This window comes from Hamadaea flava (assembly GCF_024172085.1).
In the GTDB taxonomy this organism is placed as follows: Bacteria; Actinomycetota; Actinomycetes; order Mycobacteriales; family Micromonosporaceae; genus Hamadaea; species Hamadaea flava.
The window spans coordinates 695,018-717,327 of record NZ_JAMZDZ010000001.1; the positions used below are offsets into that span (position 1 = coordinate 695,018).

Here is a 22,310-nt window from a genome sequence, read left to right on the forward strand (position 1 = left end):
TGCTTCTAGCGCAGTACGCCGACAGCGTCGATCTCGTTCCAGGCGAAGCTGTTCGCTCGTCCTTGGACGTTCGCGATCGCGATGCCCTGGACGCCGATCGGCGTCCGTTACGCCAGCTCGGCTGGCCGCCGCTCGTCGGGCATGTCGAGGAAGTCGTTCAGTGTGATCGCGGCGTTGATCAGTGCGAGATGGGTGAACGCCTGCGGGAAGTTGCCGAGATGCTCACCGTGCAGGCCCAACTCCTCGGCGTACAGCCCGACGTGGTTGCCGTAGGTCAGCATCTTCTCGAACACGAACCGCGCATCCGCTAGCCGGCCGGCGCGGGCGAGCGTCTCGACGTACCAGAAGGTGCACATCGAGAACGTTCCCTCGTGGCCGAGCAGGCCGTCGGGGGACGCGAGCGGGTCGTAGCGGTAGACGAGGCTGTCGGAGACCAGCGCGTCGCCGATCGCGTCCAGGGTGGACAGCCATTTGGGCTCGGTGTCGGAGATGAAGCCGACCAGCGGCATGACCAGGAGCGCGGCGTCCAGCACATCGCTGCCGTACGCCTGCACGAACGACTGCCGCTGCGGATTCCAGCCCTGGGACATGACCTGCTTGTGGATCTCGTCGCGGGCCGCCGTCCAGCCCGTCGTCTCGGCCGGCCAGCCCAGTTCTCGTGCCAGGCGGATCGTCCGGTCGAGGGCGACCCACGACATCACCCTGGCGTACACGAAGTGTTTGCGCCCGCCCCGGGTTTCCCAGATGCCTTCGTCGGGCTGGTCCCAATGGGCCGCCACCCAGTCGGCGAGCCGGCACAGCCGTTCCCAGCCGCTGGTGCCCAGCCGGCCCGCGCCGCCCTTGTACGCCGTCCAGATCGCGTCGAGCATCTCGCCGTAGATGTCGAGCTGAAGCTGATGCGCGGCGCCGTTGCCGATCCGGACCGGCCGTGAACTCCGATACCCGTCGAGATGGCTGAGCGTGTGCTCGTCGAGGTCGGACGAGCCGTCGACCCGGTACATGATCTGCAGCGGGCCGCCGTTGGCGCCGCCGACGCCGCCGGGGCGGGCCGACAGCCACCGGAACAGCCGCCGGGCCTCGTCGACATACCCGAGACGCAGCAGCGCGTGCACGGACAGGCTCGCGTCGCGGATCCACGCGTACCGGTAGTCCCAGTTGCGCTCACCGCCTATCTGCTCGGGCAGCCCGGCCGTGGGTGCGGCGACGAGTGCCCCGGTGGGGCTGTAGGTGAGCAGCTTGAGCGTGATCGCCGAGCGCATGATCGTCTCACGCCACCGCCCTCGGTAGGTGCTCGCGCTCACCCAGCGGTGCCACCAGTCGAGGGTCGAGCGATACCGGCCGTCGACCTCGGCGGCGGTCACGCGACGGGGAACCTGCTCGTCGACACCACCGCTCACGGCGAACCACGCCTCCTCACCGGCGGCCATGTCCAGAACCGTGGTGATGTCGTCGCCGTCGGGGATCAGCTTCCGGTCGCTGTCGATGCGTACCGCACGGCCGCTGGCCCGGAAGACCGCAGACTCACCGTCGTGCGCCAGCACATGGTCGGCCCGGCCGTAGTCGAACCGGGGAGCGCACCGCACGTCCAGGCGCACCTCGCCGCGTACCACCCGGACCATCCGGACCAGCAGATCCATCGTGTCGGTCGCGCGGCCGGTGACGGGCATGAAGTCGACGACCTCGGCGACCCCCTGCTCGCCGAGGAACCGGGTCACCAGCACCGCCGAGTCGGGCAGATACAGCTGACGTGCCGTCCACTCCTCTCCGATCGGCGCGATCCGGAACAGTCCGCCGCGATCGGGATCGAGCAGGCTCGCGAACACGCTGGGCGCGTCGAAGCGTCCGGGGCAGTACCAGCTGATGGCTCCGGAGGTGTCGGCGAGCGCCGCCGTACGCAGGTTGCCGATCAGGCCATGCTCGGCGATCGGGACATAATCCCCGGTGCCGACCGCCCGCTCCGCCTCCGTCATCTGCAGCGTCTTCATCCTGATCCGCACCCCACCAGCTGTCTGAGTTCGGCGATGTCCGGCAGATCGATCTTGCGCGGAACCGCGCAGCGACCAGGGCGGCCACGCCACGACCACGTCGTCCCGCCACCCACGGCAATGGTTCATTGTCCCATGCCCCGGACCTGGGCTGCGTGGATTCGCCCAGGCCACCGGGCTGAAGATCCACAGGCGTTGTGGGATCGTCTAGTCGGCGACGAACCGGCCTTCACCGCCCGGTATTGGGTGAATGCCGATGATCGCGGGGGCCGGCAAGAGAATGTCACCGCGGATATCGACGAGGGCTTCTACCAGGGGTCGTCGACGGTGACGCCGAGTCATCGAATGCGGTCATCAGCGCCTGCCGAGATCGAGGTGAAGCGGCAGTCCGGCTGAGCAGACTCTTTCGTTCTAGGCAGTGGAAGGTCAGTCTGTGCTGGCGGCGGCATGGATTCGGCCGGTGCGGTGGCGCCGGGTCATGGCCCATGGACCATCGCGGCGTGGTGCTCGGGATGGCGCTCGTAGTCGCGGACGGTGCGTCGGCTGCGGGTGATCCACGACAGGGTCCTCTCCACGACCCGCCTACGGTGCAGGACCCGGAACCGAGCTGGTCAGCCAACTTGCGAACGATCTCCACGGCCAGGCCGAGAGTGTCGGTGGCCTAGTCGACGAGTTGGCCGGCGCATCCGGCGTCGGCCCAGACCTTGAGCACGCCGGTGAAGCAGGTTCGTAGGGCGCATAGCACGGCGCGTGCTGCGTCGCGGTCCTGAACGGAACCGGTGGTGACCATGATGATCAGCAGCAGGCCGGTGCTGTCCACGACGATGTGGCGCTTGCGGCCGATGATTTTCGTGCCGGCGTCGTAGCCGCAGCTGGACTTGGCGACGATCTCGGCCGCGCGCACCGAATGCGAGTCCATGATCGCTGCTGTCGGGGTTGCGTTGCGGCCTTCAGCGAGGCGGATCTGTTCGCGTAGTCTGTCATGGAGGCGGGTGAGGTGCCGTCGCGGGCCCAGGTCCAGAAAATAGTAGGAGGCCGTCGGCTGCGGCGGGAAGTCGCGGGCAGGGCACGCCAAACGCAGCTGTTGTAGCGGATCGCGTCGACGATGTCGCGGCGCGGCTAGGTGACCGGGCGACTGCCATGGTCGCCGGTGCCGCTGGCGGGCAGGAACGCGGCGATGAGCTGCCACTCGGTGTCAGACGGTCTGAGGGATAGCGGCGCGGGCGGATCGTGGGCGGGCGCTCTGCGCCCGGCAGCGGGGGCACAGCAGCCTGGCCGCAAACCAGATAGAAAGACACGGTAGGGCCTTCGGGAGGCATGGCTTCGACAACCACAGCCGTACCCGAAGGCCCTTCCTCGTGTCCGCGTCACACACCGAGACCGATTCGGATTCCTCACCTTCAAGGCGGATCAGCCCCGCTGACCCGATCCTTTACCGAGCACTAAACTTACTGCGGGGTCAAGTAGCTGTACCACGTGACCCAGTCGCCTGCAATACCGTTGTATGTATTATCCGCGCCAACCCTGAAGAAGATGGTTGTCAGGTATGCGATTCCGCCTGAGCTCTCCTGAGTCAATGAGCAAGACGTCCAATATTCATCGCTATCCCAGACGCTGATCTGGCAGTTCCACTTGTAGTAGCCAGCAGCGAGATAGATGTTGCGCTCGATGTGCCCGCTGGCCGTGTAAACGTTGACTACATCCTCCTCCCACAGGTAGTCACCTGCGGCTATGTAAATGCGACGTGGCGTCGCAAGCATATTGACAGTCCCGCCATACGTGCCGGCGTCAGCCGCGAGAAAGATCTCGCGTGAGATTTCGGCGCCGGCCGCTGCGGCAGGCGCGGGGTTGAGTAGCGCGGCGAATGCGCACGCGAGCCCAACGACAAACAACTTCGCGAGCCACTTTTTTGCCGCACTTCCGGCCGGTAGATGACGAACACTACGGTTGGGCACGGTGTCCCCTTTCAACTGATGGCTGATGCTGGACCGTCACCGCTGACGCCGCTAGGCGCTGACCCCGACCTCCTCTACTTAAGGGTCCTGATCAGCAGAAACGCACACCAAGAAAGGGGAAATTCGAGCAACGTTGTCCATCATGTACCGATGAACTAAGCCGAAAGGCATAATGCGGCCCACATGAAACTCCCCCGTTTCAGGTCGTGCTCACATATTAGTGATCTTACACATTTATGTCAATGCTTGCCGGGCCGCCGCAGGCGTTCCTGTCCCCACGAATGGTTCCAACCGGAGGGACACCTGCGGCGTCTCAACACTCGTCAGGACCTGCCCTACGCTGCCTCCTGATCAGTCGACCTGCTCAGTCGCGCCGAAACGTTCGCCGGCCTTCGACGCCGCGCGACCCGAACGCCGAAGGGACCGCTGGTGTGCGATCCATAGAGGCTCCCAATGCCCACCGCGCCAAGGCTTCAACACCGTGACCCGATACCCCGTACCCCATATGGCCACCTCTCCGGACGGCAGGCCGCTCGCCCGCTCGCTCGCGCCAGCCGACCCGGTGGTGGTCAATGTGGACCGCAACAACGCGGCTGACAGCATCAGCTCCCCCGGACGGAACCCTGTCAATCTCTATCCGATTAGGACTGAGTACGTCCTGCTGCCCGACCAGCGCAGTCCGAGCTACCGTCGACAACTTGTGCCAGTCCGCCAGCTCATCCCGAAACCCCGGCACCTCATCAAGTGGAGTATCGACCTCGCACAGTCGTGGCGACGGTAGCTGGCGGCTCCGGTGCTTGATTCTTCGCGGACTCGTGCTGCGTCGGTCGCACACACGCTCAACACACGGGGTTCACCGGGCGAGTCCCAGCGAGCTGCCGACGCCCAGATCTCTGTATTGCCGGGGAACGGTGCCAGCGGCGCGGGCCTCACAAACAAATGACAGTAAAAATGCTGTAGACACTGCGACAGCCTCGGGGCAGATAATGCGCCATCCGGCGCACGTACGCTCAACGTGTGGTCGGCACCGCCGCTCGACTCCGCCAAGAGCCACAGCCTGCCCGCTCCGACTGTATGCACGATCGATGGCCAGAGATGCCGAGAGCACCTCAGCTGCGGACTATTAGTAAGAAGTCCCACACCGCAGCTGGACCGGGAGTAGACAGTCCGCTGCCGCTGGGTTCGATCAGATCTACGGTCTGCTCGTGCCGGGTGGTCATGTATCGGGCCACGGCCGTTCCTAGATCATCTGGTTAGGCCGAGCGTGGACGACCCGCCCCGAATGTCAGCCGGTGACGTCGCCCCTCGATCAGTTGCTCTACCCAGTTGCTAGAGCAGGTCGGCTCTGACTTTCTTAGTCGATTGCTAGCACCTTGATCATCTAAGCCGAGTTCTGGCGGTCACAGGTGAGTGCTCCGGGCATGGTCAGCATGCGTTGACTGAGGTAGGCCGTCGGGGTGCTGGCCGATTACAGGCGTTCCCGGAAAGGCGTGAAGTCGTGGTCGGGAAACAGGCTGGGGAAGACGTCGAGCATGCTGCGCAGATCCGTCACGGTGGTCTGGAGACTGCGGTGGGTGAGGTCGATGTCAGCGAACAGAAGCCCCCAGCCGCGGGCACCCTTGGTGGCAAGCAGGGCGTCCATGTATGCGCTGTAGGTGAGGTCGAGCTTCACGAAGGTGGAGGGGTGCTCGCGGATCTGTGGGTCGATGTCGACAAGTTGATCGTCGAACCAGACCTCAACCGGCCTCGGTCCGGTGACAGGCGCAGATGAGTCAGGTGGCCGTTCCCTGTGCCCTGGAGCCGGCGATGCACCGCAACTGGGAGTGGAACCGGCGATGCGACTCGGTCTCGGGGAAGATGGGCGGGCCGTCGCCCTGCTCGACCACGTCAAGCAGCGGAAACACGTCGACCTCGCCGTGGGCATGGGGCAGGGGGCAGGGGTCAACCACGCGAACCAGAACTGGTTGAACCGCAGCTGACCGTGGCCGGGATGACCGGCGATACCGCGATCGCCGGCTGGATCGCCGACGTTCCCGCCGAGATCCTCGCCGACCTGCATGCGGGCCGGCGCGGCCCCTTACCCGCGCCGGGTAAGACCACGATCTGGCGGGTGCTGTTCCCGAGCCGATGCCGGCATCCTGGGCGACGCGATCGGCGCATTGCTCACCGCCACTCTGGCGCCCGGCCGCATGACGGCCGTCCGGCAACTGTCGCCGTTTGATCGAAGGGTTGACCGGGCCCGTCTTGCGGGATCGCGGCTCTGGCTCAGTGAGCCGCCGGTCGGCCGTACCCGGGTCGGTGTGACTGGTCGATACCGTGTTCGGCCCACGAGTACAGGTGCAGCGTCAGACCATCCGGATCGTCGAAGACCAGCAGCCATCCGATCGACGCCTCGATCACCGGCGAGCGGCGCACGCCCAGCTCGTCGAGCCGGGCGGCCCAGGCTTCGATGTCGTCCTTGCCGTCGACGGCGAAGCTGACCGGATCGAAGCCCTGACATCCTTCGGCAGCCGTCGGGTTCACCCGGAAGGCGATCATCGTTTCGCCCAACCCGGGCGCGGTGCCGGCGACTCCGCGGGCGACGCCGTCGGCATCGGGAAATTCGATCGTCGTCTGGAACCCGAAGACCTGGCCATACCAGGCCACCGAGCGAGCCAGGTCGGTGACCGGGATCTTGATGTGGTGAATGCCGGACAGGACGGGCGTGGTCATCGCGTACCCCCGAGCCAATTGGGTGCAGTACAACTGCGGTTAATATCTGTAGAATGCGCCTCATGGCCGAACCCGTCAAGAGGCCCTATCGGTCCCCAGCACGCGCTGCCGCTGCTGCTGTCACCCGTGAGCGCATCCGCGAAGCCGCCGGACGACTGTTCACGACCCAAGGTTTCACCGCCACGACGATGAAGCAGGTCGCCGCGGACGCGGGCGTCGGCGAGCGCACCCTCTACGACGTCTTCCCCACGAAGGCGAAGCTGTTCGGGCACACCCTCGCGGTGGCGACAGTCGGCGACGAGCAGCCGATCCGAGTCGCCGAACGACCCGAGATCATCGTTGCCCACGAAGCAGACGATCCCCGGCAGGCGATCGAACTTTTCGTCGCGTACGGCAGCGACCTGCTGGACCGCGCCGGAGACCTCATCATGATCAGCGTCGAGGCGGCCGGCGCCGACCCGGACATGCGCGCCGCCGCCGACGCCGGCTCCCGCGCCCACCACGAGGTCATGCTCGCCTTCGCCCAGGCGCTGGACGCGCGTCGTGCACTGCGGCCGGGCCTGGACCCGATGAGCGCGGCCGACATCTTGTACGCGCTCAGCTCGCCGCACATGCACCAGCTGCTCCGACGCCACCGCGGCTGGAGTGCTCGGCGATACCGCACCTGGCTCGCCGAAGCGCTCGAACGCGAACTACTGCCCCACGTCTGAAGTGTTCGGCAGGTCCACGGGAACGCCGACCTCGCTTTCCCCGCGCCACAACAATGGACAAGCTCGGATATCGACGGCGTCCAGTAAGGTCGGTCGCGTGACTCTCGATCAGAAGACGCTCGCCGACATCACCCTGCTGCTGGCCCAGCGCAAGAAGATCCAGGCCGTCAAGATCTACTTCGACCACCATCCTGGCATCAGCCTCGAGGCCGCCAAGCAGGCGGTCGAGGCGATCGAAGCGCAGCCCTGGTCGCCCCAGGCCTCAGCGCTCAAGGCCAACGGGCAGGCCATGCAAGCCGCTCAGCTGGTCCACAAGCACACCAGTCTGTCCATGCGGGAAGCGAAGCGATTCGTGGACGGCCTCTGACCGCAGGCCGCCGCCGTCATGTTCGTCGCCGGCCCGCTTGCTCCTCCAACCGCCGCATCGCCCGGTGAAACAAGCCGTCGATCGGACGCCGCCACCGCACCAGCGTACGCACGGGAGCCGTCGCATCGATAGCGATGAGCCAACCGACCCGTACGCGATCCCTGGACAATCCGTGGACGGTCCATCGTTCGAGCATCGCGCTGACTCCCGGTGCGTTCGTCTCCTCCACCCGGTACGCGAAGACGCCGGCCGATCGGTCCCAGACCAGGATCCGTTCTCGGGCCACGACACCGCCCCGCAGCCGTAGGTACCGAATGGTGCCTTCGCCGAACGGCGGGCCTCCCTCGTACCAGGCGGTCCGAGCGATGCCGAACCAGGCGGGCCAACGCTCCGGATGCTCCGCGAGGCTGGCGAACACCTGATCTGCCGACAGCCGGACCGTTCCTATGACCTCATGCCGAGTGACGGCGTTGTCGATGAAGTCAAGGCCCACGGCACTCAATCCGCGCATGGCGCAGCCCTCTTCCCACTGGCGCAGCGCCTTCGCGTGGACCGGCGGCTATCTCCGATCATGGAGCGGTCGCCGGGTCAGCCGTTCATGCCGTGCGCGGCGAGCGACCGCTGCGCATGTTCGTGCAAGGCATGCTCGGCGGACAGGTCGCCGTGCGGCTGGATGTCGAAGACCACCTTCTTGACGGTGCCGGTGAACGGGAACGGTGACCGGTCGGCGTAGATCCGGTCCACCGGCATCCCGTTGTCGCGGCCGATGTCCATGCCGGCATAACCGGAGAACCGGAAGGGCACCGTGCTGTCCATCCGCCCGCCGCCGACGGGCCGGTCGTTGACCAGCAGGGTGATCTGGCCGCCGGTGCCCGGCTTTGCTGCGTCGGCCGCGAAGACCACCGCCACCTGAACTTCTCCTGCCGGGAGCGGGTCGGCCGCCGCCTGCCGATACACCTGCATTCCCATCATCGAGTAGGTGTGCATGAGTTTTCCGTCGAGCACGAACAGCGAGAATCCACCGAGGTGGTCGGCCTCGGCGACGATGACGCCCTCGGCGCCCCCGGCTGGGATGACGAGCTCGGCACTGATCGTGTACGAATGGCCGTACACCCGCGGGATCATTCCCGACGCCACGTTCTGCACGTCACCGAAGAACGTGTACTGCGGCACCTGAGGCAGCGGCGGCAACATCCCGAACCAGACCGAGAATCCGCTCAGCAGTGGCAACACCCGGAACCGCTCGGCTTCTTGCCAGAACAGCTCGCGAAGCTCGGCGACCTTCTCCGGATGTGTCTCGGCCAGATCCCATGCCTGCGTGAAGTCCTCCGGCAGGTAGTACAGCTCGACGGGGTCGGCGTCCGGGTTCCATTCGCCCGGCGCGAACCGCCGCAGCGTCTCCGGCGTGGCGTCCCAGGGAATGCGTGGCATCCGCATCGACAGCCACCAGCCGTCGGCGTACATGGCCCGGTTGCCCAAGATCTCGAAGTACTGACGCGTGTGGCGTTCTGGTGCGTCGGCGTCGTGCAGGGAGTCCGCGAAGGTCACGCCGTGCATCGGCTCCTGGGGGATGCCGTCCACCTTGGTCGGCTGTGGGATCCCCGCGATCTCGAGGACCGTCGGAGCGACGTCGATGACGTGGGTGAAGTGCGAGCGCAGCGCTCCTGGGTCGCGTACTCGCGCGGGCCAGTGCACGACCATCGGGTTGCGGGTGCCGCCGAGATGCGAGGCGACCTGCTTGCCCCATTGGAACGGACAGTTGCCGGCCCACGCCCACGCCGCCGAATAGTGCGGCGCCATCATCTCAGTGCCCCACATCGGCGGGCCTCCGTACTGCTGCAAGACCTCCAGTTGCTGCTCGTCGGTCAGCGGGATGCCATTAAGCATCGTCAGCTCGTTGAACGAGCCGGTGACGGTGCCCTCCATGCTGGCGCCGTTGTCGCCCCAGATCCAGATGACCAGAGTGTCCTCCAGCTCGCCCATCTCCTCGATCGCCGCGAGCACACGACCCACGTTCCAGTCCGCGTTCTCCTGGTATCCGGCGTACACCTCCATCTGCCGGGCGTAGTACCGCTTGCGGTCCTCGTCGAGCGACTCCCAGGCCGGAAGCTCATCGGGTCGCGGCGTGAGCTGCGCGGCCGCCGGAATGACTCCTAGCTCCTTCTGCCGCGCGAACGTCTCCTCCCGGTACGCGTCCCAACCGCCGTCGAAGCGTCCCCGGTATCGGTCGGCCCACTCGGCCGGCACGTGGTGCGGGGCGTGGCTGCATCCGGTGGAGAAGTATGCGAACCATGGTTTGGCCGAATCCTGGGCGCGGATGCCGTGCAGCCATTCGATGGTCTTGTCGGCCATGTCGTCGGGCAGATAGTACTGTTCGCCGTCTCTGCCGTCAGGTACGCCGACGGTCCTGTTGTTCTCGGTGATCACCGGGTCGAACTGACCGGACTCGCCACCCAGGAAGCCCCAGAAATGATCGAATCCCCAAGCGTTGGGCCACCGGTCGAACGGTCCGGCCGGTCCCTGCTGACCGTCCGGCGTCAGGTGCCACTTGCCGAACGCGCCCGTGCTGTAGCCGTTGTCCCGCAGGATGCGCGGCAGCGGCGCGCAGTCCCTGGGCAGGTTCGCCGAGTAGCCCGGGAATCCCGCGGAGAACTCGCCGACCGAGCCGAACCCGACGGTGTGATGATTGCGGCCGGTCAGCAACGCCGCCCGGGTCGGCGAGCACAGCGCCGTCACATGGAACCGGTTGTACCGGAGTCCTTGGGTGGCCATGCGGTCGAAGTTCGGGGTCCGCACCGGTCCCCCATACGCGCTCGGGTTGCCGAAGCCCGCGTCGTCGATCAGCACCAGCAGCACATTCGGGGCGCCTTCCGGCGGGCGGGTGTGCCCGATCTGGCTCCAGTCCGGCTCGGACCCGTCCAGCGTCCGCCGCACGACGCCGCTGAACGGTGGCCGCCGGATCGGCAGGACCGTTCGATCCACGAGCTGATCGCTCATCATCTACCCCCGTTGGTTGCGTTTCGTGCAGCTCGGGCTGCCCGCGGCACCCGGCCGCGGCGCGCATCGCTGCCGCCGCGACGCATGGACCTAACCAATCAATCAGGAGTGCCGGTGGCTTCACCCACAACGTGTGAATCCCGGGTCGAAACACCTCGACGAACCATCCACAACGGGTCAGTCTGGCAGCGGGTCGATCGCTAGCCGTGCGTGCAGGTGCAGGTCACGGAAGGCGTCGCGGTTCTGCGACTCGTACATCGCACCTCGCAGGGTGCCTTCCGTCGCGTACCCGCAGCGCTCCGCGACCCGGCAGGAAGCGACATTGCCGACCGCGTGGCCGAGTTCGAGGCGGTAGAGCCCGATGTCCTCGAACGCCCACCGGGTCAGCAGCGTCAACGCCGTGCTGGCGATCCGCCGGCCGCGGTGCTCGGCGGCCACCCAGTAGCTGACCCGGGCGACCCGCAGATCGGGCTGGACGGAACCGAGGCCGACGCCGCCCACGACGACGCCGCTGGCCTCGTCGGTCACGCAGTAGGTCGCGGCCTCGCCCCGCTTCCACTTCTCGCGCCGTCCCCGCAGCACCTCGGCGACGGCTGCCTTGTCCGTGACCGGCGTCGGGTGTGTGTTCCAGCGCAGATATTCCGGGTCGGTGACACCCTGCAGCAACGCGTCGACGTCATCTGGTTTCCAGACCCGCAGCCGCAGACCGCCGCCACGCAGATCCGCGGGCGCTAGTCGGTTGATCACCGGCCCATTCAACACGAAACCGGCCGCACCGGCGAGCAGTTAGGATTCTTCGTTGTGGCGGAGATGCGTGGCAGCGCCCTGGATTCGGATCTCGTTGCGCTGCGGGAAGACGGCTACGTGGTCCTGCAAGGCTTGCTGGGCGACGCAGAGCTTGCCGCGGCCCGCAACCACGCGGACGATCTGCTGAGCGGCATCGGCTGGAGTGACAACGACTTCGACGGCCGGCGTACCCGGCGGGTCTATTCGCTGCTGAGCCGGGTCGGTGCCTTCGATTCGCTGCTCCTTCATCCGCGTGTGCGCAACCTCGTCACCGCGTCACTCGGTGAGGTCTACCAGTTCGGCATGCTGTTCCTGTCAGCCGTCGATCCGGGCCAGGGCACCCAGCCGCTGCACTTCGACGCCGGGGTCTATCCCCTCCCCCGGGACGTCGAGGCGGAGACCAACGTCATCTGGGCACTCGACGACTTCACGGCGGACAACGGCGCCACCTTGATCGCACCGGGCAGCCACCGGTGGGCCGCCGATCGACGCCCGAAGCCTTCGGAACTCGTGCCGGCCGTCATGCCCGCCGGTAGCGCCCTTGTTTACAGCGGGCGCCTCTGGCACGCCGCCGGGCACAACACCTCCGAGACCACGCGCCGAGCCCTGATCTGCGAACACGTCCTGCCGTGGCTACGCCCGGCCGACAACCACATCCTGGGCACGGGCCTCGACGGGCTACGCCGTCTGACGCCCGGACTCCGGCGCTTGGCCGGAGTGGCACTGGCCAGCGATTATCTTGGCTTCGTCGCCGGCCAAGACCCTGAGCGTTGGCTACATCACGCAGATGATCGGACTCACTCGAAGTCGTCACCGACGTGAATCGCGACCGAGCGGGTGTGGGCGACATCGTTGCCGCACAGCAGCCAGCCGAAGTCGAAGTCGCAGTCCTCGTATGCTCCGCCTAACGGCCTAAGGGTGGTGACGGCGAGGCGCACCCCCGGTCGCAGGTCGATGTAGCCGAAGATGGTCTCTTCTTGAGCGCGCTCCTGGGACGAGACGAGCAGCTTGGCGGTACGGCGGCTGGCGAACAGGGCGACCCATATCCGGTCGGCGTCCACTCGGACGAGCCGCCAGGCACCGATGTCGGCAAGGACTCGCCCCGTCGTGGCCTCGAGGATTTGGTTGGTGTCCGTCGGCACACCCGTCGCGACGACGCCGGATCGATGCTGCTCGCCGAGGATGAGCTGCTGACCGTCGCGATCGATGACCGTGTGCAGCAGGAATTGCGCCGTGATGTAACGGAGTTGGCCCTGCAGGTCGTATACCTTCATGTCGACCATGTCGACGCCGCCACGCTGGCAGATGAGATCTCCGCAGGGCCATAGGTCAGGCGGATAGCTGGCGCTGTTCGTAACGTTCAAGTACGCGATCTGGCGCAAGCCGTGGATGTCGAAGACGCCTACGCCTGGGTATTCGAGGGGCCCGGAGCGGGGTGGGGACGGTGGAACAGCCAGGATGTATCTCGTCGATCCGCCGATGATCCAATAATCTTTGGGAAGCGTTCCGACGAGGCGCGCGTTTCCGGTCGTCAGGTCCACTGCCCGCACCGTGCCGTCGCGGTCGGTCGACCACTGTGCGGTTCCATCGAAATAATTCGACGCTTTCAACCAAGGGGATCGCCAGATCTCCCGCCCGGTACGCGCGTCAACGCCTACGGAATCGTCGGGACACCCGCTGCACCAGATCGGCACAATCGCACCGGCTGTGTTGGCTAGGACGGCCCCCTTGCGGCGCCATAACTCGCCACCCGACCGAAGATCCACAGCGAACGTTTGATCAGTCCCGGACCGGAGGACCTTCTTCGTCGCATCGGTGTAGCCGGTGGCGCTCATGATGAGTACGCCGTCGACGATGCGCTGGGACTGCAGGTGGCCGATGCCCGGATCGCGCCGCCAGAGTTCCCGTCCGTTGTGCAGGTCGAGCACACCGACGTCATCGTCGTGGATGGAGTGACGGGTGGCGTACCCGTCGCCGATCAGGGAATAGAACTCGCCCCTGGTCAAGGCTGGTAGCACCACCCGGCCTGTGCTCGGGCCGTTTGGCGGTACGGCAGCCAGCATCACCAGGACCAATGCGAATCGGACCCAGCGCCACCTCGATCGCATGCTGCTCCCACCCCCGAAAACCGTGGCTGGACGGTATCAGCGAGGCGCAACCACGTGGCCCTCCCGCGTCGATCGTCGCCGAAGATCCATGATCCGCTTGGATCAAGGAGATTCTCCCTGATCCAAGCGGCTCATGAGGCGCTCAGAACACGGTCAGGACAAGCGAACCGCCTGCAGAACCGTCTGGTCGACGCGGTTGCCGGCCGCGTCCACCGCCACGACGCGTACGCTCAGCGCACCCGTCCCTGTCACGTGCGGCGTGACGGCGTATCCGCCCTGGGTGCTGCGCACGGTCGCCGACGTCCAGTGTGCGCCGTCGTCGGTGCTCGTCCAGACCTGCACTCCGCTGATCCGGGGTGCCTGCGGGTCCTGGTGGTACGCCTCGACCGTGAACCCTCGTGCCGGCGTGTCACCGAAGTGGTACGCGACGAACACGAGCGGATCAGCCGCGCACGGGTCGGTCGAGTCCGACACGAGGGTGCCGATGCAGATCGAACCTGCGCCCGGCCGGTTCACTGCGGGGGCGGCCGAGGTGAATTCCCACTGGGTGTGCACCTCGCCGTAGGACGACAGGCGATAGTCGGTCGCCAGCCGGTACGCCGAGCTCTCCGGTGGCAGCGTGTACGCGACCAGGCCGGCGACCGAGCCCTGGGGCACTTCGACGCCGTCGCGGTAGAGGTGCGCCGAGGCGGAGTCGTAGCCGTAGAGGCCGCTGGACAGGGAGCGGTCGGATTCCATGTAGCCGATGGGGTAGAACGTGTTTCCCTGGCGGCAGTAGGAGCACAGCTGCACCGGGTTCAGCGTCGTTCCCCAGCTGCCCGGTTGGGCGGCGAGCACGTCCGGTACCTCGGCGGGGCTGCCGGGGACGAACGGGCGGGCTGCCCATTCCTGTGTACGCCGGTTGGTGTCGGCGTACACCCGCAGGGAACTCTGGTACATGCCAGGGCTTTCGAGCTCGTCGCGGTGCACGAGTTCGGGGGAGATCGGTCCGGTGTACTCGGTCCGGGTCGTGGGGGCGGCGAACGGCTCGGCGACGCCGCCGGTGAGGAACTCGTTGGGCTGGAAGGCCGAGGTGACCCGGCTGTCCAGCACGTCCTGCGCGGTGTCGGTCCGGTACACGGCCTTGGTCGGTGTCAGGTCGGCGGACCGGACGGTCAACCGCTGGTCGGCCGGGATCTCGCCCTGCTCGTAGAACTTCAGGTCGTAGATCTCGGTGGCCGTGCCGCCGTCGGTGTACGCGACGCTGACGGAGCCTTTCGTCAGCCGGGCCCGCAGGGCGGCCGCGTCGGACGGCGTCACCGAGACGAACGGCATCGGCGGAGTGGGGTCCTCACCGAGGATCCAGTCGCCGCGCAGCGGCAGGGCGCAGAACTCCCCGGGCGTCGCCGACGGCGTCTCCGGGTCCATGAGGACGCCGACGGCACCGGCGCGGATGGCGTTCTGCAGTTGCCAGTCCATCACCGCGCCCAGCGAACCGCCGAAGCACTGCAAGCCGGTGCTGTTGGCGACGGTCAGCAGGACGAGCTTGCCGCGGGCGTTGACCTTGGCGAAGTCCGCCTCGGTCCCCTCACCCGCCGCTACCACGCCGGCCGCTCCGCGAGTGGCCAGCCGGTACATCGGGTAGCCGGGGAAGGTGGCGTACGACGGATACATCGCGTGCAGGGCCTGGCCACCCTTGCCTGCGATCGACATGGTCACCGGCGTCGCCCCGCCCACCCAGCCGAGTTCGAGCCGGAACTGCCCGGTCGAGACCCGGTCGGACGGCGTCACCCAGTACTGGTGGTTGCCGTAGGAGCTGAACATCAGGTCGGAGGCGTAGCGGCCGTCCGGCAGCGTACGGGTGTCCTGCAGCATCGCGTTGTAAGTGGAGGACGGCCGGGGCGTCTGCACCGATATCGGCCGGGCCTGCGCCACCTCGAAGGTCACGTCCGTGGCGCCCGCGACCGTCACCTCCGGCTTCTCCAGCAGGACGTTCTGGTCGTACGCGTCGTCGTAGAACGACACCCAGCCGCTGATCCAGTAGGTGCCCGACGGTACGTTGGCCTGCAGCCCGTAGGTGGTGCACGGGTCGATGTCGGCGCAGCCGAGCAGGTTGGCCGTGAAGGCTTGGCCGGCCGCCGGGCCGGTGATGCCCATGAGATTCACGCCCATCACGCACATCGTGGTCCGGACGGCGTTGCAGGCGAAGACCTGGTGGTCCTTGTCGGCCGCCAGATGCACGGTCACCGTCACGGGATAGGTCGCGGTGTACGCGGGGCTGGTCGCGTACCCGAGGATGTGATCTTTGAGCCAGACGCGCGCGATGCCGGAGCCGAGTCGCCCGCCGGGCGCGACCGCGGACCAGAAGGAAGCGGCCTGGCCCAGGTCGAGGGCGAGTTCGGCGGTGTGGTCGGCGTTGGTCTTCGCGATCGTCGCGCCCGGGAAGCGGGTGTTCGGGTTGGCGGTGCTCGCGTATTGGACGACCACGGGGAGGCGGGCGTCTTTGGCCGCGTAGCCGTGGGCGGCGAGCCAGGTGACGTCGAACAGCCCCGGGTCGACCGCCGCGCCGAGCCGGGCGACGTCGGCGGGCAGCGCGCTGATCCGCTGTACGCCGCCGGCCGACCCGGTCGCGGTGATCTTGATCGTGGGGCCGCCGGGGCGCGGCTGTGCGGTGGCGGTGACCCGTCCTCCGGCTGCGGTCGGCTTGCCGGCCGCACTCAGCCGTACGGAGTCGCCGGTGATGAGCGGTACGGTGACCGGCTGGGCGGTTCCGGCCTGCGCGGCCGTGAACTGTTGCGGCGCACCGGATCGGGCGGCTGCGGCGGGGGTGCCGCTGATCGTGGCGGAGGTGACGCTCGCCAGCATCGCCGACGCCACCAGCGCGACGCCCACCCTCCTCATGGATTGTCTGCGGTGGTTCATCGGGCCGCTCCTTCCGTGAGCGTCCAGTCCTTGCGGGTGACCTTGTCCGGCGCGGCCGTGACCGGGCCCGACGCCGTCGTGTAGCCCTGCGCGCCGGCCGTGTAGGTTCCCGTGCCGTTCGCGAACAGCCAGTAGAAGCCGTGCGGCAGCGCCGGATCGTCGGACGCCGCGCTCAGCGCCCGGCTGGTCGGCCCGGCGATGGTCGCGTTGTCGATTCCGGACTGGCCGGAGTTCTGCACGACTCCGGCGATCAGTCCGCCCGGTGCGGAGACGCAGGCGTGCGTACCGAGGAAGACGTCGTCGACGCCCCACCACCAGCCGTCGCGCGCCTCGTAGTGGAACCGGACCTTGACCTGCGTACGCCCGGCGGCCTGTGGCAGGGCCACGGTCTGTGCCCCGAGCACGTTGGTGTCGGCGGCGCGCCAGACTGTCGTCCATCGGCGGCCGTTGTCGACGCTGAGGTCGACGGTGGCGTGCTGCCGGACGGCCTTGGCGTAGTACGCGCTGTCGAACCGCAGTTCCGGCGCGGACTGCCCGGCCAGGTTCACGGCCGGAGACGTCAGGTACGCGTCCCCGCTGCCCGACGCGAGCGCGAAGGTGTCGTCGCCGCCGGGCGGAGGCGACCGGTCGGCCGGGTTGTCGAACACCCAGCCCTGCGACTTCCAGCCGGAACGGTTCGCGAAGCCCGTCTCGTAGCCGTTCCACCGGTAGCCCGGGGCCGTGCAGGCCGTCAGGTCGGCGGAGATGCGGACGTCGTGGCGCAGGTCGGCGCCGCCCAGATGCACCGGAGCCGCATCAGCGGTGTAGCCGGGGTAGACGGCTGTCACGTGGACGGTGTAGTCCCGGTCGTTGACGAGCCGGACCGTGTACGCGCCGGTGAACGGGTCGGTGTAGACGGCACCGCCGGGGTAGCCGTCGATCGTGATCCGCGCATAGACGGGCCAGCCGTGGCCGCTGCCGTCCACGACGGTTCCCGCGAGCATGCTGCTGTCGACCGGACGCAGCTGGGCGTCCGCGGTCACCGTCTGTCCTTCCGCGACGGTCACCTTCTGGCCGGACACCGTGCCGTAGCCGTACTTGTCGAAGGTCAGCGTGTAGGAGCCGACGAGCGCGCCGTCGATCGCGTACGTGCCGTCGTCCGCGGTCGTGGTCGCGTACGCGCCGGGGTCGGCCTTCACGGTGGCGCCCGGGAGCGGCTTGCCGTCCCCGTCCGTCACGCGGCCGGCGATGCGCCCGTGCGGTCCGCCGGAGAGCGCACCGACGCCGTTCGGGCTGCCCAGGCCGGTCGGCCCGTCCCAGCCCGGCCCCGCCTGGCACAGCTGCGTACCGCAGTCGGCGACCACGCCGTCGGTCACGTCGAACAGGTGCGCCGACTGCTGCGGGTCGTGGTAGGGGAACGTCACCGGGTCGCTGTCCGCGGCTGGGCGGCCGGCGAGCGCGTACATGGCCGCCGTCAGCGGCGCCGACAGGCTCGTCCCGCCCACCTGCAGCCAGCCGCCGTTCGTCGTGTCGAAGACCCCGAGACCCGTCGCCGGATCCGCGACGGCCGAGATGTCGGCGATCGCACGCTGGTCGCAGCCCGTGTTCACACCGTTTTGGTACGCGGGCTTCGGCTCGTAGATCGAGCAGCCCGACCCGGCTCCGGGGCCGCCGGCGGGGCTGCCCCACGCGGCCTCGTGCCAGCCGCGCACGGAGTCGTCACGGGTCAGACTCGTTCCGCCGACCGCGACGACGGCCGGGCTGGACGCCGGATAGTTCACGACGTAACCGGTGTCCCCCGTGGACGCGGTGATGACCGTCCCCGGGTGGGTGTAGTGCTCGTCGATCTGCAGCTCTTCGCCGAACTCACCCGGTACGCCGTAGGAGTTCGACACGAAACCGGCGCCCATGCGTACGGCGGTGTCCACTGCGGCGGCGAGGTCGTCGACCGACGCGCTGTCGCCTTCGACGAGCAGGATGTGGCAGTTCGGGCAGGCGGCCGAGACGGCGTCGAGGTCGAGCGCGGTCTCCAGCCCCCAGCCCGGGTCGTCCGGCGGGTACGCCGTCCCGCCACGCTGGTCGACCTTGCGGAAGCAGCCGTTGGCGGTGGTGCACGCGGGCAGCCCGTAGTGCGCCCGGAACACGGCGAGGTCTTCCTCGGCGTGGGAGTTGCCGAGGGCGTCGACGATCGCCACGGTCTGCCCCTGCCCTGCGTCGGGCAGCTTGTACGCGTCGCGGATGTCCGCCGGCCCCAGCGCGGTCGCGGGCGGGCCGTCGGCTGCGGCGGCCCGCAGGCTGTGGTCAGTGCCGGTGAGGACCATGGCGTAGCACTGCGCGGTCCGCGGGGCGGTGCGCTGGTTGCAGTCGGCCGGGGTGTACCGGTCGCGCACGCTCGGGTCAGCGGACAGGCCCGCGGTTCCGTGGTTTCCGCCGGGTGCGGCGGTGGCGATGGCGGAGGCCGCCGCCGAGGTGAGGGCGAGGGTCAGGGTCAGCGCGGTGACGATCCATCGCCGCGCGGAGAGGGGTGGTGACATGGGGGTACGCCTTTCGTCAGCCGTCACAGCGTTGTCCGCTGCCAAGGGGGTGGTCGGCCGTCACAGGGGCTCGTACTCGTCGTCGCGCTCGCCCTCATCCGTGGAATCCACATCAGACTCCAGGGGGTCGGATGCCAGTGGCTGCTGGGCGGGTGCGTCGGCGGGCGGCGGCGGTGAACCGTTCGCCGGTTCGTCGTCGGTGCTCACGAAGTGAGTCTTGGCCCGCGCGGCACAGGTGACGAGACGGCAGATGCCGGGTTTAATTCCGCCCGCGCCCCGGAAAAATTGGGCGCGGACCGCCCTACGCTGGTCCCAGAAGATCTTGTTCGACGGCCGCGACCGCCAGCGCCGTACGCGATGACACCCGCAGTTTCCGCATGGCCGATTCGATGTGCCCGCCGATGGTCTTCACCGACAGCGTGAGCGCCTCCGCGATCTGCGGGTTCGTCTGCCCGGCCGCCACCAGCCGGACGACCTCCACTTCGCGCGGCGACAGCCGATCCCCGTACCCGGGCCGGCCCCGCCGTCGCGGTTCAGCCGGCGTCTCACCTGCCGACGTCTTCGCGGCGGGCGTCTTCGCGGCGGGCGTCGGTGCTACCTCCGACGGCCGGGCCGCGTCGGAGGTAGCGCCCAGTGCGCGCAACCCCTCCGCCACCTCCGTCAGCAACGCCGACCCAGCTGGTCGGTCGCCAGGCCGACTCTCGTCCGCCAGGAGACAGAGCGCCTGCCGTTCCCGGGCCAGCAAGGCGTCGTAGGGTCGCCCCGCGGTCGCGTACGCGTCAGCGGCGGCGGCGAACGCATCGGGATCGGGTCGCAGGATCGCCTCGCCGAGGCGGAGCGCTGCCGCCTGGGCCGGGGCGTCGTCGGGGATTCCGGCCGCGTACTCCCCTAGCAGCCGCTCGGCGTCGGCGGACCGGCCGGCGGCGAGCAGGGCGTCGAGGCGTACGGGGAGCAGTTCGGCGGCCCACAGCCACAGCCCCTTGTCCTCGATCATCTCCGCGGCTTCGCCGGAGATCCGCACCGCCTCCTCGACCTCCCCCGCACGCAGCAGCAGCCGCGCGGTGGCAGCCATCGGCTCTACCAGATGATCCACGGCGCCCGCCTGCTCGGCCAGCTCGATCGCGACCGCGAACTGTGCCCGCGCGGCGACCGGATCGCCGGTGGCCGCCGTCAACTGTCCGATCACGACGGTCGCCTCGCTGCGGGTGAGCGGCTGCAACGCCGGGTCGCCGGCCAGCGCGACCACCCGGGGCAGCAGACCCGCCCAGTCCTCACCGGTGAACCAGTCCACATGCGCCCGCGTCGTGACGATCATGTCGTGCAGCAGCAGATGCTCATGCTGCTCCGCCAGCGTGCGGGCGCGGTCGAGGCGGGCGCGGGCGTCGGCGTAGCGGCCCCAGGTGAGAGCGGCGTGGCCGAGGTTGAGCTGCCCGGCGGTCACCAGCGACGCGAGATCGGGTGTGGCCGGAGCGTCCGGAATCTCGGCCGCAGCCGCCCAACCCACCGGGTCGCCCAAGGTCAGCCGCGCGGTCACGCTCGCGATCACCAGCCGCAGCCGGTCCGGCGGTGCCAACGCGTGGGTCAGCGGCGCCGCCCGCTCCAGCCAGCGCCGGTGCGCGTCCGCCGGCACACCCCGACCGCGCGGCCGGGCCAGCAGCATCATCGCCCGCGCCGCCTCGGCCGGTCGATCCGCCAGCCCCGGCATCGCGGCCTCCAGCGCCGCCCGTCCCGCGTCGTACTCCTGCAGGTAGAAGAGCACTTCACCGGACAACGCCAGCGCCTCCGCCCGGTCACCCGCCGCGTCCGCGTCCTCTCCTTTCTGCAGTACGCGAGCCAGCTCCCGGTAGCGGGCCGGATCGGCGACGCTGCTCAACGGGATCATCCGGGCGAGCCGCAGCACCACCGGCACCTCAAGTTCAGCGTGCAGCAGCAGGTCGAGCAGGAGCCCTACCGCACCGTCCTCGTCACCGGCGGCGAGCGTACGCGCCGCGGCCCGCTCGGCGTACTGGCACCAGGACGCGATGTCGCCGGCTTCGCGATGGTGACGGGCGAGGCGGAGCAACGGCTGCGGCTCGACGGATTCGAGCAGCTGCGCGGCCCGGGCATGAGCGCGGCGACGCCACGGGATCGCAATCGCATCGTGCACCGCCCGCGCCGCGAGTTCATGCCGGTACGCGAGCCGCCCCCGCTCGTCGGCCACCAGCAGTCCGGAATCCAGCGCCGCCAGCGTCGCGTCGAGAGCAGCCTCCTCGGACAGCCCGGCGACCTGCGTCAGGACGACCTCCGTAGCGGGCGCCGACAGCACCGCTGCCGCGTACAAGAGCTGGCGAGCCTGCGGATCGAGCCGGTCGACGCGCTCGCCGACCGCGTCCCGGACCGTCGCGGACACCGCGATGCCGGTAAGCCGGCGGCGGACCCACCGGCCGTCACGACGCACGAGGTCGGAACGCGCGTGCATGAGCCTGACCGCTTCCTCGACCGACAGCGGCACCCCCTCCGTACGCTCATGCACGAACGAGGCGAACCGGTGCGAGATGGGTTCTCCGCCGAGCATCGAGGAGATCAGCCGGGCGGTGTCGGCGACGTTGAGCGGCGCGAGTTCGAGCCGCAGCGTGGCGCGAGCGGACAGCCGACGAAGCAGAGAGTCGGCGGGCACGTCCTCGGGCCGATAGCTGACGACCAATGCAACCTCGGCGACGGGACGGGCAGCCAAGAACACCAGGAATTCCAGCGTGGCCGGATCGGCCCAGTGCACGTCCTCCACCACCAGCACCCGTACGCCCAACGCCGCCAGCAGTTCGGCCAGCGCACGCAGCATCCGGTGACGCGCCGCAGACGGATCCGCGACCGGCTCCGGCGCAGGCGGCAAATGATCTGTCCACTCGGGGAACACCGGTCGCAATGCGCCGGCGAGTGGCGTCAGCGCCAAGCCCTCCGGGGTGTCGACCGCCTGGCGCAGGGCGTCCACAATGGTGCCGAGTGTCAACGGCTCGCGGAACGGCGGGCAGACCGCGTGCAGCACGCGCGGCCCATCCTGTCTGTACGGCGCGTCCGGTCGGTGTTCCTCCTCCGGCCCGTACGCCATGAGGGCAGCGCGGATCAGCCGGGACTTGCCGACCCCGGCCTCGCCTTCGACCAGTGCGACGCCCGAGCCGCCCGACGCCTCGCCACGCGGGGCGTCGCCGTAGATGAACGCCTGCAGCGCCGCCAGCTCGCGGTCGCGGCCGACGAGCCGGGGCGCGGCGATTGGATGGGAACCGGCCATGATCCACCAGC

Annotated in this window: 18 protein-coding genes; 5 read left to right on the forward strand and 13 right to left on the reverse strand. The window is 68.5% G+C overall.

All coding sequences use genetic code 11. From position 1 onward, the window contains the following. Positions 1-107: 107 nt before the first annotated feature. The 4 genes from HDA40_RS03510 to HDA40_RS03525 form a co-directional block, all read right to left on the reverse strand. Positions 108-1,970 carry a glycoside hydrolase family 15 protein gene (locus HDA40_RS03510; RefSeq protein WP_253751533.1) on the reverse strand — a complete coding sequence of 621 codons (1,863 nt, stop codon included), beginning with the start codon at positions 1,968-1,970 and terminating at the stop codon, positions 108-110. A 676-nt stretch (positions 1,971-2,646) separates the two neighbouring features. Then, positions 2,647-3,174, reverse strand: coding sequence for a transposase (locus HDA40_RS42440; protein WP_372502829.1), 528 nt, complete (start codon positions 3,172-3,174; stop codon positions 2,647-2,649). 259 nt (positions 3,175-3,433) lie between these two features. Then, entirely contained in the window at positions 3,434-3,940 is a 507-nt protein-coding gene (locus HDA40_RS03520; RefSeq protein WP_253751539.1) for a hypothetical protein, read from the reverse strand. A 1,468-nt stretch (positions 3,941-5,408) separates the two neighbouring features. Then, positions 5,409-5,582 (reverse strand): hypothetical protein, encoded by a 174-nt coding sequence (locus HDA40_RS03525; protein ID WP_253751541.1) that lies wholly within the window; start codon positions 5,580-5,582, stop codon positions 5,409-5,411. Between the two features lie 193 nt (positions 5,583-5,775). On the opposite strand from HDA40_RS03525, the gene HDA40_RS03530 reads away from it, so the two are divergent. Together HDA40_RS03530 and HDA40_RS03535 are read left to right on the forward strand one after the other, a co-directional pair. Then, complete coding sequence (locus tag HDA40_RS03530) at positions 5,776-5,919, forward strand: hypothetical protein (protein ID WP_253751544.1); 144 nt, start codon at positions 5,776-5,778, stop codon at positions 5,917-5,919. 11 nt (positions 5,920-5,930) lie between these two features. Next, entirely contained in the window at positions 5,931-6,161 is a 231-nt protein-coding gene (locus tag HDA40_RS03535) for a hypothetical protein (RefSeq protein WP_253751548.1), read from the forward strand. A gap of 44 nt (positions 6,162-6,205) precedes the next feature. Here HDA40_RS03535 and HDA40_RS03540 read toward each other — a convergent pair whose 3' ends face one another. Next, positions 6,206-6,652: a VOC family protein gene (locus HDA40_RS03540; protein WP_253751551.1), complete on the reverse strand. Its 447-nt coding sequence runs from the start codon at positions 6,650-6,652 to the stop codon at positions 6,206-6,208. 62 nt (positions 6,653-6,714) lie between these two features. On the opposite strand from HDA40_RS03540, the gene HDA40_RS03545 reads away from it, so the two are divergent. Together HDA40_RS03545 and HDA40_RS03550 are read left to right on the forward strand one after the other, a co-directional pair. After that, on the forward strand, positions 6,715-7,362 hold the full coding sequence (locus tag HDA40_RS03545) for a TetR/AcrR family transcriptional regulator (RefSeq protein ID WP_253751555.1): 648 nt from the start codon (positions 6,715-6,717) through the stop codon (positions 7,360-7,362). 97 nt (positions 7,363-7,459) lie between these two features. Next, the gene (locus HDA40_RS03550) at positions 7,460-7,729 is read left to right on the forward strand and encodes a hypothetical protein (protein ID WP_253751558.1); all 270 of its coding nucleotides are present in this window, start codon (positions 7,460-7,462) and stop codon (positions 7,727-7,729) included. A 16-nt stretch (positions 7,730-7,745) separates the two neighbouring features. Here HDA40_RS03550 and HDA40_RS03555 read toward each other — a convergent pair whose 3' ends face one another. The 3 genes from HDA40_RS03555 to HDA40_RS03565 all read right to left on the reverse strand — a co-directional run bounded on the left by HDA40_RS03555 (position 7,746) and on the right by HDA40_RS03565 (position 11,473). Next, on the reverse strand, positions 7,746-8,222 hold the full coding sequence (locus HDA40_RS03555) for an SRPBCC family protein (RefSeq protein ID WP_253751561.1): 477 nt from the start codon (positions 8,220-8,222) through the stop codon (positions 7,746-7,748). 95 nt (positions 8,223-8,317) lie between these two features. Further along, positions 8,318-10,711: an arylsulfatase gene (locus tag HDA40_RS03560; protein WP_308197668.1), complete on the reverse strand. Its 2,394-nt coding sequence runs from the start codon at positions 10,709-10,711 to the stop codon at positions 8,318-8,320. Positions 10,712-10,903: 192 nt separating this feature from the next. Then, a complete protein-coding gene (locus tag HDA40_RS03565) occupies positions 10,904-11,473 on the reverse strand; it encodes a GNAT family N-acetyltransferase (RefSeq protein WP_253751564.1) in 570 nt (189 codons plus the stop codon). 63 nt (positions 11,474-11,536) lie between these two features. Between HDA40_RS03565 and HDA40_RS03570 the strand changes: the two genes are divergently transcribed. Beyond that, positions 11,537-12,334: a phytanoyl-CoA dioxygenase family protein gene (locus tag HDA40_RS03570; protein WP_253763547.1), complete on the forward strand. Its 798-nt coding sequence runs from the start codon at positions 11,537-11,539 to the stop codon at positions 12,332-12,334. Here HDA40_RS03570 and HDA40_RS03575 read toward each other — a convergent pair. The 5 genes from HDA40_RS03575 to HDA40_RS03595 form a co-directional block, all read right to left on the reverse strand. Further along, a complete protein-coding gene (locus tag HDA40_RS03575; protein ID WP_253751567.1) occupies positions 12,310-13,578 on the reverse strand; it encodes a hypothetical protein in 1,269 nt (422 codons plus the stop codon). The genes HDA40_RS03570 and HDA40_RS03575 overlap by 25 nt on opposite strands. 195 nt (positions 13,579-13,773) lie before the next feature. Then, on the reverse strand, positions 13,774-16,521 hold the full coding sequence (locus HDA40_RS03580) for a protease-associated domain-containing protein (RefSeq protein ID WP_253751570.1): 2,748 nt from the start codon (positions 16,519-16,521) through the stop codon (positions 13,774-13,776). Beyond that, positions 16,518-19,034: a carboxypeptidase regulatory-like domain-containing protein gene (locus HDA40_RS03585; RefSeq protein WP_253751573.1), complete on the reverse strand. Its 2,517-nt coding sequence runs from the start codon at positions 19,032-19,034 to the stop codon at positions 16,518-16,520. Before HDA40_RS03585 ends, HDA40_RS03580 begins: the two co-directional genes overlap by 4 nt. 60 nt (positions 19,035-19,094) lie before the next feature. Beyond that, positions 19,095-19,241 carry a hypothetical protein gene (locus HDA40_RS03590; protein ID WP_253751576.1) on the reverse strand — a complete coding sequence of 49 codons (147 nt, stop codon included), beginning with the start codon at positions 19,239-19,241 and terminating at the stop codon, positions 19,095-19,097. A 94-nt stretch (positions 19,242-19,335) separates the two neighbouring features. Next, positions 19,336-22,299 (reverse strand): helix-turn-helix transcriptional regulator, encoded by a 2,964-nt coding sequence (locus HDA40_RS03595; RefSeq protein ID WP_253751579.1) that lies wholly within the window; start codon positions 22,297-22,299, stop codon positions 19,336-19,338. Positions 22,300-22,310: the final 11 nt, after the last annotated feature.